This is a genomic window from Cellvibrio chitinivorans (genome assembly GCF_035117775.1).
GTDB classification, from domain to species: domain Bacteria; phylum Pseudomonadota; class Gammaproteobacteria; order Pseudomonadales; family Cellvibrionaceae; genus Cellvibrio; species Cellvibrio chitinivorans.
Genome location: NZ_JAYKKN010000004.1, coordinates 105,297 through 119,344 on the forward strand (window position 1 = coordinate 105,297; position 14,048 = coordinate 119,344).

The following is a 14,048-nucleotide window of genomic DNA, read 5'->3' on the forward strand; positions in this document are numbered from 1 at the left end:
AATGTGGGGGATATGATGCAGAATGAGAAAACCCGACAATGAACAAATGTTCATTTGTGAATATTAGGCTGCTTTTGGCGAGAAGCCACGCACATTTGCATTTGTTAACGATCAAGTAAAAAAGAGCGATGCTCAGGAGGGAGATATAAAAAAATGGCGCCTAACCGAGACGCCAATCAGACGATTAATCAATGATCATGCAGAATCTGGTTAAAGACATCGATTAGATGATGGATATTGACCGGCTTGGTGAGATAGTCGTGAAAACCCGCTTTGCGCCCGCGCTCAATATCGTAAGGCATGGCATTGGCAGACAATCCAATCACCGGAATCACGTTTGTTACCGAGTCATTCATCAATACACTTAGCACTTCATAACCATCCATGCCCGGCAAATTGATATCCAGAATAATTAAGTCCGGCTGGGTACTACGCGCCTTGTATATCCCTAAAAATGCCTCTTCGGCAATATCCAGCTCCAACTGTGGATAACGAGTAAAAATTTGCTGCAACAAACGGATGTTAGTTGGATTGTCCTCAATATAGAGAATTTTGCAGCGGCGCTGCACATTCAGCTGCGCAGGAATATAGTCGTGAGATGACGCCCCAGCACAGGTCGATTCGGTATTCCACTCGGCAGCCATGGGGAAATCGATCCAAAAGGTAGAGCCGACACCTTCAGTACTGGTGAAATCAAGTCGGCCTTGCATCATCTCCACCAGCTGCTTGGTAATCACCAAACCGACCCCCGAACCCTCGATATTGGTATTTTCTGCACTCAAGCGATTAAACGGCTGGAAAACCTCGTTTTGTCGCGCAAGTGGAATACCGCGCCCGGTATCGCGCACAGCAATACGCAGTTGCTGCCCAGTTTGAGCCATTAACTTAACCTCAACATCGCCACCCACGGCGTTGTATTTGACCGCGTTGCTCAGCAAATTCAGCAACACCTGCTTGCAACGCACATGGTCAGCTACTACATAGGTGGCCGCAAAATCACCAAGAGATGAGGTCAGGCGAATACCTTTGGCATCTGCTTGCGGCTGCACCAGGGTAAAACACTCAGCGATTAAACGGGACACCAATACCGGCTCAAGCGATACGGTCATAGCGCCAGATTCAATTTTGGCGAGATCCAATACATCGTTAATCAATTGCAATAAATGCTCGCCCGCGCGATGAATTTCACGCACATTTTCGACTTGTTGGGGTTTTAAATTGTCGTCATATTCAAACAGCTGGGTGTATCCAAGAATGGCATTTAATGGCGTGCGCAATTCATGACTCATACTCGACAAAAATTCGGATTTGGCGCGATTCGCTTTTTCCGCCAATTCTTTTGCCTGAATTACCCGCTCTTCGGCACGCTTAACCTCGGTGATATCCATATTGGTACCCGACATCATTATCGGCTGCCCTTTGTCATTGAACACGGCGCGCCCACGGCCTCGCACCCAACGGACCTCTCCTTGCACACTAATCAGCCGATACTCCACATCAAATAATCCGCGCCCTGCCATATGTTCAACCAACGCCTGATCGAACTTGGCCAAGTCCTGCGGGAAAATATGTTTGCGCCAGATTTTTAATCGATCTTCACCCTCGGTGAGTACATCATCCAAGTCGTCGTAACCCAATAGCTCCCAACAGCGATGCGAAAAGTGGAAACCACCACGATCGGCATACCACTCCCAAATACCATCACTGGACGCTTGAATAATACGTACCTGACGCGCCTCACTCTCACGCAGAGCAGCTTCAACTTTTTTGATTTCGGTGATGTCAAAATTCACACCGGACATGATGGTCGCATGACCATTTTCATCGCGCAGGGAATCCGCACGAACTTGCGTCCAAATGTAATCGCCCGACTTGGTTCTAATACGATAAGACACATCCAGCGGCACACCGCTACGCAAATGCTGGCGAGTTGCTTCCATCGCAAAATCGCGATCTTCCGGGTGCAAATAGGTATAGACAGTGGCGGCATCACTTATTGCAATTGCATCCTCTTCGCCATAACCCAGTCGCTCCCAAAACTCACCCGACCACTCAATGTGTTGGGTGCGTAAATCCCATTCCCAAAAGCCATAACCGCTGCCATTAAAAATGCGCTGAAAACGCCCTACGGTGGTACGCAGCAAGTCGATGTCATCACTGAACTGTAAAGCGGGATTGAAACTGATGTGCTGGATCATAGAATTGTTATTAGCAGCCTAAGGGATGAATTGGTGGGAGAGTAAAAACCGTGTTTGACGATACCTGAGATACCAACATTGCACAATCTCACAAATTCTTACTCCAAAAACAACAACAGCGCCTGAAAGCGCTGTTGTGAATTTTGAGTTTACGGTCAGCAATCAAGGAGCCTCATCAAGCTCAGCACCTTCTTTTTCTTTCGGCATCAAATCTTCTTTGCTCACATCGAGTGCCGCCGTTATATGGGCAGCAATGTAAGTGGAAGAGTAAGTACCCACCACAATCCCAATAATTAATGCAGTTGAAAATCCGCGTAGCAATTCACCGCCAAACAGGAACAAACTAATCAACACTAACAAGGTGGTTCCCGAGGTCATCATAGAACGACCCAGTGTTTGGGTAAGCGAGACGTTGATAACGTCAAGCGCATCGGTCTTGCGTAGGATGCGGAAATTTTCACGAATGCGATCATAAATAACGATGGTATCGTTAATTGAATAACCGATCAGCGCCAAAATGGCAGCCAGTACAGTCAAATCAAAATCCCATTGGAAAAACGAAAAAATCCCGAGGGTGATAATCACATCGTGAAAGAGAGCCGCAATCGCGCCCACGGAGAACTTCCATTGGAACTGTACAGCAACGTACAGGAACACCAGTACAAATGCAGTTAACAGCCCCAAGCCACCTTGGTCGCGCAGTTCATCACCAATTTGCGGACCGACAAACTCCGAGCTACGCAACTCGATTTTTGCACCTGTTTCAGTTTCTACATCCGCAAGCAGCGCTTTTACGTAGATAGAATCAAGCGAGTTTTCCACCACCACCAAGGTCTTACCATCGCGCTCGGCGTATTGAATACGGCCATAGTCAGCCTCGGAAATCACGCCTTTTTGCTGCAGCGCTGCAGTGCTCAAATTAGCGATGACCAAGGTATCCGAAAAGCCTTCATACTCGCGTGTTGGGCGCTCAACTGCTTCCAGCACACCGCCCGCTGCGCGAATTTTGTCAGCGACAAGCTGCTGACCTTTTACCTTCATTTCATCCTGGGTACGGATCATTACTTGCTGATCCGAACCAAACAATACCGCAACCGGACTTTTCAAACCCTTGTCTTCAAGTACCACACGTACTTTATTGAGGTCAGCTGGCTTATCAAACAAGACTTCGAGTTGCGTGCCACCGGTGAAATCCAAACCACCTTTGAGGCCAAAAAATACAATCGAAAAGATAGAGCCAAGCACCAACAGGATGGACGTTGCGGCAGTGAACTTCCGCACACCCATAAAATTAATAATTTTCATTTCCTGATTCATGAGCAATCTCTCTTAGCGAAAGCGGTGGAAAGGTGGAAGCGGATAAATCGCAATCGACTGCAAATTTTTACGTCCGCCATAAATGAGGTTGGCCAAGCCACGACTTGCAAAAATGGACGTGAATAGCGATGTCAAAATGCCCAGCGTGAGGGTAATGGCGAAGCCTTTTACTGGCCCAGTACCTATCGCGAAAAGAATGATGGCGACAATCAAAGTTGTCAGGTTGGAGTCAAGAATCGTAACGAAGGCGCGCTCGTAGCCAGCGTAAATCGCCTGTTGCGGTGATGCGCCCGCTTTTAATTCTTCGCGGATACGCGAGAAAATCAGTACGTTTGCATCTACCGCCATACCGATGGTCAATACGATACCGGCAATACCCGGCAGAGTCAGGGTCGCACCAAACATTGACAGGGCTGTTAACAGGAGCAGTACGTTCAAGCCAAGCGCGATATTGGCAATAACACCAAACATGCCGTAGAACCAAAACATAAACAACACCACAATCGCGAAGCCCCAAAGCGCTGATTTCACACCACGCTCGATGTTTTCTGCACCCAGCGATGGCCCGATAGTACGCTCTTCAACAAAGTGCATTGGCGCAGCCAAAGCACCAGCACGCAGCAGCAGCGCTAACTCAGAAGCTTCAGCCGGACTATCCAAACCGGTAATACGAAATTTCACACCAAGCGCACTTTGAATTGTCGCAAGGCTAATGACTTTGCGCTCAACGTATTGCGTCATTTTCTCGACTTCTTCACCGGCAGCATTTTTCACCATCTGGGTGCGAGTCTTGTATTCAATAAACAGAATACCCATACCACGCCCCACGTTTTCGCGCGTCGCACGGTGCATTTGAGTACCGCCCAAACTATCGAGGGTGATGTTTACTTGCGGCTGATTGGTTTCCGGGTCAAAGCTGCTGGTCGCATTGGCTACGCGATCGCCAGTAGCGATAATTGAACGCTCCAGTACCGCATTACCGCGCTGCATTTGTTGCAGCTCATCTTTGTAAGGAAACTCTTCTCGGTTTGATACCAAGGTGTCTTCATTGGCGCCCAAACGGAATTCCAGGTTGGCAGTTTTACCAATCACTCGCTTGGCTTCAGCCGGATCCTGAATACCGGCAAGTTGCACAATGATACGGTTGCGCCCTTGGCGCTGAACCATTGGCTCAGACACACCCAGTTCGTTTACACGGTTACGCAAGGTAATCAGGTTTTGACCAACAGCGTAGTCTTCAATCTCACGCACCGCCGCTTCACTAAGATTGGCTACAAAGGTGAAGCTGCTCGTACCCTCTTCCTCATCTGGAGTGGAAAATGACAGCTGGGGATAATCGCCGCGTAATTTGCTGACTGCCGCATCGCGGATGTCAGCACTGCGAAAACGCCCAACAATTTGATTCCCCTTATTGGCAACCAAAGATGCGTAACGGATTTTGGCGTCGCGCAATTTGGATTTCATCTCGTCAGAATTGACTTCCTGACGCTTCGCCACCGCCGATGCAGTATCCACCTCCAGCAAAAAGTGCACACCACCAGCCAAATCCAAACCCAATTTCATAGGCGCCGCACCCAAGGCTTGCAGCCATGCCGGTGTGGTGGAGGCATTATTAAGCGCTACTACAAACCCATCGCCCAAAGAGCGCTGGATAGTTGTACGTGCCAACATTTGCTGATCGCGATTATGCAAACGCACCATCGCCGTTTTGGGGTTTACCTCAGCACCAAAATAATCGATACCCGCTTCTTTTAACGAGCTTTCAATCTTGTCCAAAGCGGTCGCGTCCATCACCTTGGCACTGGAATCGCCAGAGACCTGAACGGCAGGATCAGGCACGTAAATATTAGGGATGGAGTAGATAAAACCGATTGCTGTGACAAAGATCAGCAACAGGTATTTCCAGAGCGGATAGCGATTTAACATAGGGAGTTCCCAACTTATTTTTTACTTGCGCGCAGCCAAAAAAATGACTGCGGTATGGTCAAGGGCGCCGGATTATACCCTTTAATTAGCTCACAACAATGGCGCAGCACTCATTGTGGGGGCGCAGGCGGGACTTCCAAGCCTTGACGACCATAGAAATCTGCCAAAAAGGCATCGAATGTATTCTCACTCAAGGCTTTGCGCATATCCGCCATGATCCGCTGGTAATAGCGCAGGTTATGGATGGTATTAAGCTGCGCACCAAGCATCTCATTGCACTTATCCAGATGATGCAAATAAGAGCGCGAGAAGTTTTTGCAGGTATAACAGTCACATTGCGGATCGAGCGGGCCAGTGTCGTCGCGATACTTGGCATTGCGCAATTTGACCACACCTTCGCTGGTAAACAGATGGCCGTTGCGCGCATTGCGGGTGGGCATTACGCAGTCAAACATGTCCACACCACGGCGCACGCCTTCGACCAAATCCTCTGGCTTACCCACGCCCATCAGATAACGCGGTTTATACTTTGGCATTTGTGGGGTCAAGCTTTCGAGGATACGCAACATATCTTCTTTAGGCTCACCCACTGACAATCCGCCAATGGCATAACCATCAAACCCGATCTCCACCAATCCGGTTAAGGATTCAGTACGCAGGTTTTCATACATACCACCCTGCACAATCCCGAATAACGCCGATGGATTATCGCCATGAGCGACCTTGGAGCGTTTAGCCCAACGCAGCGACAACTCCATAGAATCGCGCGCTTCATGGATAGTCGCGGGATAAGGCGTACATTCGTCAAAGATCATGACGATATCGGAGCCGAGATCGCGCTGAACCTGCATCGACTCTTCCGGCCCCATAAACACTTTGCTGCCGTTGATTGGCGATTTGAAGGTCACACCGTCTTCGGTAATTTTGCGCAACTTGCCCAAACTGAACACCTGAAAACCGCCGGAGTCAGTCAGGATCGGCCCTTTCCACTGCATAAAATCGTGAAGATCGCCGTGAGCCTTAATCACTTCAGTGCCTGGGCGCAGCATCAAATGGAAGGTATTCCCCAGAATGATATGCGCACCAATCTCTTCCACGTCTTTGGGCGTCATACCTTTTACTGTGCCGTAGGTGCCTACAGGCATAAATGCAGGCGTCTCGACTGTGCCACGCGGGAACTTCAACCGGCCACGACGCGCCCTGCCCGTTTGGCTATCCAACTCAAATTCCATAAAACATTGATTAGTCACGTTTTTCTCTCAGGATTCTTTAAACAGATATTAATCGGATAAGCCTACCGGCTGTTCGGCAGCCGCAGGGTTGCGGGTAATAAACATGGCATCGCCATAACTGAAAAAACGATACTCTTGCGCTACAGCTTCTTTATAAGCAGCCATAGTAAAACCATAACCGGCAAACGCGGATACCAGCATGATCAGCGTAGATTCTGGCAAATGGAAATTAGTCACCAAGGCATCCACCACCTGAAATTGATATCCGGGGTAGATAAAAATACTCGTCTCACCTTTGTAGGGGTGAATCTCACCTTTTTGACTCGCATCGGCATAACCCTGCGCTGCTGACTCCAAGCTGCGTACACTGGTTGTACCTACGGCGATAACGCGCTTGCCAGCCGCTTTGGTTGCGCGCACCAACTCACAGACATCGGGTGATACATCCATAATTTCCGAGTGCATCTGATGCTCAGCGATGTTATCAACGCGCATATTCTGGAAGGTTCCAGCGCCAACATGCAGAGTTACAAAAGCGGTTTGTACACCTTTTGCGCGCAACTGCTCCAGCATCAGCTCATCAAAATGCAATCCGGCAGTCGGTGCTGCAACAGCGCCCTGCTCTTTGCTATAGACGGTTTGATAGCGCTCGCGGTCAGCAGCGACATCCTCTCTATCTATATAAGGGGGCAATGGCATGTGCCCGATTCGCTCCAACACCACTAACGCCGAATCACCCCCCTGAAACTCCCATTCAAACAGCGCATCATGGCGGGCGACCAACTTCACTTGCGTGCCATCTTGCAGCACAACATATGAATCAACCTTCGGCGCTTTGCTGGCGCGAGTATGCGCAAGTACGCGACGATCATCCAACACACGCTCAACCAGAATCTCAACCTGTCCACCTGATAGCTTTTGCCCAAACAAGCGAGCTGGAATGACGCGGGTATTGTTAAACACCATCAAGTCACCCGGCTCCACCAGATTCAGCAAATCGGGAAATTGCCCATGAGTGAGCTGGCCGCTAATGCCATTCAGCTGTAATAGACGGCTACCGCGCCGCTGGGCTGCGGGCGCTCGGGCGATAAGGGCATCGGGTAAATCGTAAGAAAAATCCTGGCGGCGCATAACGGTCAGACAGCTTCAATAAGATTGACGAGAAATAAGATCGACGTAAAAAAGGTCGGCAGGGTAACGCAATTTAGAGCACTTGCAAAATCAGACACACCAAATCCACTCGCAAAGAAACTGCTTTTTGATCAAGTTGATTAGTAATTGAATCAAATAGATAAACAAACCAAATCTTTCTGAAGTTTTCGCAATTAGTGTTTGACAGCCAAGCGCAAATCATTAAAATGCGCACCACTCGCCAGTGTGGCGGAATTGGTAGACGCACCGGATTCAAAATCCGGCGCCCTTAAAAGCGTGTCGGTTCGAGTCCGACCACTGGCACCAAATCCGAAAGGGCTTACAGCAATGTAAGCCCTTTTTTATTGCCTTCTGTTTTTTGCCCCTGCCGTGCAAAGCGCTTATCATAGGCGCCCGCCATCCAGCTAAAGCCGCTCACCGAATGAATCAACGCAGCCAGCACCAAGCGATTATGTTTGCCGATGTCTCAGGCAGCTCTGCGCTTTATAAACAAGCCGGGAACGCGCAAGCCAAAGCGATTATTGATGAAGCCGTGCAGTTTATGACCGCACTGACTATTGTTCACGAGGGCACACTGGTCAAAACTATTGGCGATGAAATCATGGCGCGCTTTGATGAGAGCACACACGCCTGCGAAGCGGCAATTGCCATCCAACAGCGTGCGATTAAAGAGCCTCGCCTGAAAGACCTAGGCATTCGAATCGGAATCGCCTACGGTGAAACGCTCATCACGCCTAATGACGTTTTCGGCGATACAGTGAACGATGCTGCTTGTGTCGCCCACATTGCGCGCGCCAACCAAATTGTGATCACCCAATCGATTGTTGATGCGCTGGAATGCAGCCTGCGCAATGACTGCCAGATGTTCGATCAGATCAACATTAAAGGCGAAAGCGAAAAAACACTGATCTATCGTTTGGAATGGGAACACTCGCGCAAAGACAATCGCGCCACCACGGTCATATCCACTTTGGAAGTCACCCGTTTTATCGACCAATTTCAGCTGGAACTGATAATTAATGGACTACCTATCACCCTACTCCCGGAACAAACACCTTTTTTAATCGGACGCGACCCGCACAAGGTACAACTGTTGATTGAAAATGAATTGGCCTCGCGCGAACACTGCCACATCGATTTTCGCCGTGGGAAGTATGTGCTGGTTGATCACTCAACCAACGGCACTTATGTGTACACAGACGATCAGACACCGATTTATTTGCGCCGCGAAGAACTTCCACTGCAAGGCCAAGGATTTATCGGTCTCGGTCAAACCACCAACGCCAGCACTCCTTGGACGCTGCATTTCAAAGTGTAAAAACACCTCTTCATGAATACGACCACTACCCCTGAATACTCCACACCCAGCTTGATGCGACGCTTTGCAGCTATGGTGTACGACACACTGTTAATCACCGCCATTAGCATTTTGTATGGCGCAGTGATAACCGGAATTAATGTTGCGATTAAAGGATCACCGCAAATGGGTGAGCGCATCAGCTGGGGGATGTTTGGCGTGGTAGTTTTTGTAGGATGGATACTGACAATCGGATTATTTTTTTGCTATTTCTGGCATAAATCAGGCCAGACACTGGGAATGAAAACCTGGCGAATGAAAGTCGTTAATAGCAACAACTTGAACTGCCCGAGCTACACACAATGCGTCATTCGATTTTTATGCGCACCTGTGTCGCTATTGCTATTAGGCGCAGGCTATTGGCTTATCTATACCAACGCCGAGCGCCAAACACTACACGATAAAATCAGCAAAACGCGTACACTACTGATGGCAAAAGAAAAACACCACTAGCTAATACTTTATAAAATCAGCGAGCGCGATTCAGCAAATAAATTCCCAGCGCAACACACAACAAAATAGGAATCATCACTGCAACCAGTGGAGGGAAGCCAAACACCAAACTGGACGGCCCCAAGAGTTTTTGCAGCAGAACAAACACAATTCCAAAAATCACGCCAGTAAAAATTCGCTGCCCCATAGTAACGCTGCGCAACGGACCAAAGACAAACGAGATTGCAATAAGCACCAAACTGGCCGACGCAAGTGGCTGCAAGATTTTTTGCCAGAATGCCAGACTGTAATTACTCGATGACAAGTTCTGCGCATCAAGATAATTGGTGTAGTAATGCAGATTGCGCATGGAAATATCTTCCGGCTTCAACACCAAAATATTAAACAGATTTGGCGTGAAGGGTGTATCCCAACGGCGCTCAGCCAGCGTTTCATTACGCACACCATTCTCTTCCATCACCGTAATAGAAACATCCTGCTCCTGCCAATAACCATCCTGATACACAGCCTGCTTGGTAAAACTTGCCGATTGCAATTGATGTTGATCATTAAAGGTATAGCGCGCCAAACCGTAGATAACACCATTAGGTAATACCGCACTCACATACATAAATTCATTGCCTTCGCGATTCCAAACTTTTTGTGGAGCCTGCTGAGTCACGTTGTATTTCAAAAAGTGGCGACGGTTATCAGCCATCTGCTCGGTATAAGGCGATACAAATTCGCCCAACAATAATGCAATAGCAATGAATATCAGTGCGGGGCGCAAGGCCATCCAGGCAATACGCTTTACCGATACACCTGCTGCACGCACAATCACTAGCTCACTACTGCTGGCAAGCAAGCCCAAACCGGCTAGACAACCAATCAAGCAAGCGTAGGGAATCAAATCATACAAACGGCGCGGTACGGTCAGCGCCATATAATAAAAGGCTTCCAGTGCCGTGTAGGTTTCTGTCACATCTTCAAGCTGGGCAATCAAGCCAAAAATAAAATCCAGTGCAATAAACACCAGCAATGTCATGGCAATCGCCAGAAAAACCGTACGCGATATATAAGCGGTAATTTTACGCATGGGCACCTCTCGCTGATTTATTACGCAATTGCACAAACGCTTGCCAATTCAAGATCAGCAAGGCAATCAGCAAAAATGGAACATGTATCACCCAAACTCCTAACCACAGCGGCAAATCGCCATCAGCAATCGCACTGCGGGCATTAATTAAAAATGCGAGATAAAAGATGTAAATCAAAATCGCCGGCAGCATTTTTAAATAACGCCCCTGACGTGGATTGGTTTTACTCAAGGGCACCGCCAACAAGGTGGCGATTAACACCATCAACGGCATAGATATCCGCCATTGCAATGTCGCTTTACTTTCAAGATCTTCAGCAGCAAATAATTGCGCCGTTGTTTTTGCGTCAGATTTACTTTCGAACTCAGCCTCACTTGTAGTCGGCGGCAAATAACGCCCCCACTCGGCAAACTCGGTGATTTTGAATTCGTTACTCCCCGGCAAGCCTTCGTAGCGATGCCCTTTGTGCAACACCAGATAACGCTGCCCAAAATCTGCGTTGTAGGCCTGCTCACCTGTTTCAGCAATCACGATTGCATTGCTTTGGCCGTCATATTGCGCGACAAAAACATGCTCCAGCAGCTTATTGTTTTCGCTCACCTGCTCCACATAAGTCATGATCCGCCCCTGCCCTATGGACTGAAACCGACCTTCTTGCAGGCTTTCAAATTCGCTGCGGTTGCGCTGCTCAGCAAGTGTTTTCTGCGTAAGCTCAGCACCCAGTGGACTCAACCAAAAACTGAATGCGGCGACAATAAGCGCAACTACCGCAGCAGGCACCAGCGTCATGCGCACCAATTGCCCTTGACTCATCCCGGTAGCCGAAAGCACCACCATCTCGCTTTCGATATACATGCGCCCATAAGCCAGCAAAATCGCCAGATAAAAACCCAGCGGCAAAATCAGCTCTAATAAATTGGGCATGCGGTAAAAAATAATGGTGAAGAGCACATCCACGGCGAGTTTGCCTTGGGCTGCGTCATCGAGGTAATCACTGAATTTTCCCGACAGGAAAATAACCAGCAAAATCGCGCTCACCGCAAAACTGGTGACCAATAAATCCCGCGAGATATAACGAAAAATAATCAAAATGATAATCCTGTCATTGGACATTGGTTACTGCATGCACAAAACCTGTACAGCGTTTTATCCATTGCCATCAGTAAAGCGTAAAAATTGTCTGCGCAGGCGAGTTCAGTGACTTGCGATAAGCGACAAGGTTCAGATTTTCACCGAATTTTGCCGCCATGCCCCGCGCAAATTGTGGCATTATCACGCACCGCGCCCGTTTTGTCTTGAGCGAATTTTTCACTGCTTTTTTACCAAGGACTTCCTATGACTGCCGCCAAAGCCTCTGCAAATTCTGCCAAACCTGCGTCTACCAAATCCAACCTGATTCAATACACCGCCAAAGTTATAGATCCGATCAAACAAGCAACTCAGTGTTTGGTTATCGCCTGCTATGAAGGCGTCAAACTCTCATCATCGGCCAGCGCCGTGAATAGCGCCGACGCCAGCCAACTGGAAACCCTGCTTAAGCGCGAAGGATTCCAAGGCAAAGCTGGGCAAAGCCTACTGCTGCTGAACCCGCAGGGAATAACAGCTGAACGCCTGCTGGTATTGGGTGTTGGCGCGGCCAAAGACGGCAATATCAGCGCAGACAACTTCCGCAGAGCCGTACAAAAAATCAGTGAGGCACTGCGCTCAACCACTTGCAGTGAAATCACCCTCGTACTGAACGAGATCAGCGTTGCCGATCAGGATACTCAATGGCAAGCACGTCAGGTTGCCGAAAGCTTGAGCCTATTGGATTACCGCGCCGACAAGCTCAAAAGCAAACCCGCCGAACTCAACCTTCAATTGAAAAAGGTTGTCTTTGGGGCCGCGAAAGCGCAAGTCGCTAACGCCACCAAAGGTTTGCTCTTGGGGCAGGCAATCGCCAAGGGGGTCAACCTCGCCCGCGCACTGGGCGATTTGCCAGGCAATATCTGCACCCCAACTTATCTAGCCAGTGAAGCCAAGCGTTTGGCCAGTAAAGAATCCAAATTAAGCGTCAACATCCTCGAAGAAAAACAAATGAAAGAGCTGGGTATGGGCTCGCTGTTGTCAGTTGCGGCAGGCAGCGATCAACCCGCCAAGCTGATCGTACTGGAGTACAAAGGCGGCGCAAAAAAACAAGCACCTATTGCATTGGTTGGCAAAGGCATCACCTTTGATACCGGCGGCATTAGCCTCAAGCCCGGTGCTGGCATGGATGAAATGAAATACGACATGTGCGGTGCAGCGAGTGTCCTCGGCACCATGCAAACCCTGCTGGAAATGCAATTGCCGATTAACGTTGTGGGCGTAATCGCAGCCTCGGAAAACATGCCTAACGGCAGCGCCACCAAACCGGGCGACATAGTGACTTCTATGTCCGGCCAGACCATTGAAATCCTCAACACCGATGCCGAAGGCCGCTTGGTATTGTGCGATGCCCTTACCTACACCGAGCGCTTCAAACCTAAAGCGGTAGTGGATATCGCCACCCTCACCGGCGCTTGTGTGATCGCACTGGGCAACCATGCGACTGGCCTGTTCAGCAATAACGATGAACTCGCCAAGGAGCTTTTAAAAGCCGGTGAAGAATCCGCCGACCGCGCATGGCACATGCCACTGTGGGACGACTATCAAAAACAACTCGATAGCAACTTTGCCGACATGGCCAACATTGGCGGGCGCGAGGCTGGCAGTGTGACCGCCGCCTGCTTCCTGTCGCGCTTTGCGAAGAAGTTTGCCTGGGCGCATTTGGATATCGCCGGTACTGCCTGGCGCTCTGGTGGGGCTAAAGGCGCGACTGGTCGCCCGGTAAGCATGCTGGTGCAATATCTGTTGAATCAGGCTTAAAGCGCGTGACCAAAGTTGATTTTTACATACTGCCGGAAGCAACCAGCGAAGCCCGCTGGTTGTTTGCCTGCCGCCTGATCGACAAAGTGCAACGTATGGGCATGCGCGTACTAGTGGCGATGGATACAGAAGCTGACGCGCGCGCCTTCGACGAACTGCTCTGGACGTTCAAGCCCGAGAGTTTTATTCCGCACCAACTGATCAACGGCGGCAAACCTGCACCGGTAGAAATCACATTCACGGCGGATGCTGGCGATCATCAGGGTTTATTGCTTAACTTGAGCAAGACCACGCCCGCCTACTTCAGCCGCTTTGAGCGGTTAAGTGAAGTAGTCGTGCAAGAGCAGCAAAGCTTGGCATCCAGCCGCGAGCGTTATAGCTTTTACAAAAGCCGCGGCTATCCGATTGAAACCCGAAAAATATGACGATATTGAAATTGCGCTAACAGAAA

11 protein-coding genes and 1 tRNA gene are annotated in these 14,048 nt (G+C 49.3%); 5 read left to right on the plus strand and 7 right to left on the minus strand.

The window, feature by feature from the left end; genetic code table 11:
- Positions 1-188: 188 nt before the first annotated feature.
- The 5 genes from SPL68_RS12385 to queA all read right to left on the minus strand — a co-directional run bounded on the left by SPL68_RS12385 (position 189) and on the right by queA (position 7,804).
- A complete protein-coding gene (locus tag SPL68_RS12385; protein WP_323815474.1) occupies positions 189-2,198 on the minus strand; it encodes a hybrid sensor histidine kinase/response regulator in 2,010 nt (669 codons plus the stop codon).
- A gap of 162 nt (positions 2,199-2,360) precedes the next feature.
- Complete coding sequence (secF, locus tag SPL68_RS12390; protein ID WP_323815475.1) at positions 2,361-3,503, minus strand: protein translocase subunit SecF; 1,143 nt, start codon at positions 3,501-3,503, stop codon at positions 2,361-2,363.
- Between the two features lie 24 nt (positions 3,504-3,527).
- On the minus strand, positions 3,528-5,441 hold the full coding sequence (gene secD, locus SPL68_RS12395; RefSeq protein WP_323815476.1) for a protein translocase subunit SecD: 1,914 nt from the start codon (positions 5,439-5,441) through the stop codon (positions 3,528-3,530).
- A gap of 110 nt (positions 5,442-5,551) precedes the next feature.
- Entirely contained in the window at positions 5,552-6,673 is a 1,122-nt protein-coding gene (gene tgt / locus SPL68_RS12400) for a tRNA guanosine(34) transglycosylase Tgt (RefSeq protein WP_465038330.1), read from the minus strand.
- Positions 6,674-6,721: 48 nt separating this feature from the next.
- Positions 6,722-7,804: a tRNA preQ1(34) S-adenosylmethionine ribosyltransferase-isomerase QueA gene (queA, locus tag SPL68_RS12405; RefSeq protein ID WP_323815478.1), complete on the minus strand. Its 1,083-nt coding sequence runs from the start codon at positions 7,802-7,804 to the stop codon at positions 6,722-6,724.
- Positions 7,805-8,044: 240 nt separating this feature from the next.
- Between queA and SPL68_RS12410 the strand changes: the two genes are divergently transcribed.
- The 3 genes from SPL68_RS12410 (at position 8,045) to SPL68_RS12420 (ending at position 9,635) form a co-directional block, all read left to right on the plus strand.
- Positions 8,045-8,131, plus strand: a tRNA-Leu gene (locus SPL68_RS12410).
- Between the two features lie 115 nt (positions 8,132-8,246).
- On the plus strand, positions 8,247-9,143 hold the full coding sequence (locus tag SPL68_RS12415; RefSeq protein WP_323815479.1) for an adenylate/guanylate cyclase domain-containing protein: 897 nt from the start codon (positions 8,247-8,249) through the stop codon (positions 9,141-9,143).
- 12 nt (positions 9,144-9,155) lie between these two features.
- Positions 9,156-9,635: an RDD family protein gene (locus SPL68_RS12420; protein ID WP_323815480.1), complete on the plus strand. Its 480-nt coding sequence runs from the start codon at positions 9,156-9,158 to the stop codon at positions 9,633-9,635.
- Between the two features lie 16 nt (positions 9,636-9,651).
- Here SPL68_RS12420 and lptG read toward each other — a convergent pair whose 3' ends face one another.
- Both lptG and lptF read right to left on the minus strand, forming a co-directional pair.
- A complete protein-coding gene (gene lptG, locus SPL68_RS12425; RefSeq protein WP_323815481.1) occupies positions 9,652-10,710 on the minus strand; it encodes an LPS export ABC transporter permease LptG in 1,059 nt (352 codons plus the stop codon).
- Complete coding sequence (gene lptF, locus SPL68_RS12430; protein ID WP_323815482.1) at positions 10,703-11,800, minus strand: LPS export ABC transporter permease LptF; 1,098 nt, start codon at positions 11,798-11,800, stop codon at positions 10,703-10,705. Before lptF ends, lptG begins: the two co-directional genes overlap by 8 nt.
- 246 nt (positions 11,801-12,046) lie before the next feature.
- Between lptF and SPL68_RS12435 the strand changes: the two genes are divergently transcribed.
- Positions 12,047-13,597 (plus strand): leucyl aminopeptidase, encoded by a 1,551-nt coding sequence (locus tag SPL68_RS12435; RefSeq protein WP_323815483.1) that lies wholly within the window; start codon positions 12,047-12,049, stop codon positions 13,595-13,597.
- A gap of 5 nt (positions 13,598-13,602) precedes the next feature.
- The gene (locus tag SPL68_RS12440; protein ID WP_323815484.1) at positions 13,603-14,022 is read left to right on the plus strand and encodes a DNA polymerase III subunit chi; all 420 of its coding nucleotides are present in this window, start codon (positions 13,603-13,605) and stop codon (positions 14,020-14,022) included.
- The last annotated feature ends 26 nt before the right edge of the window (positions 14,023-14,048 follow it).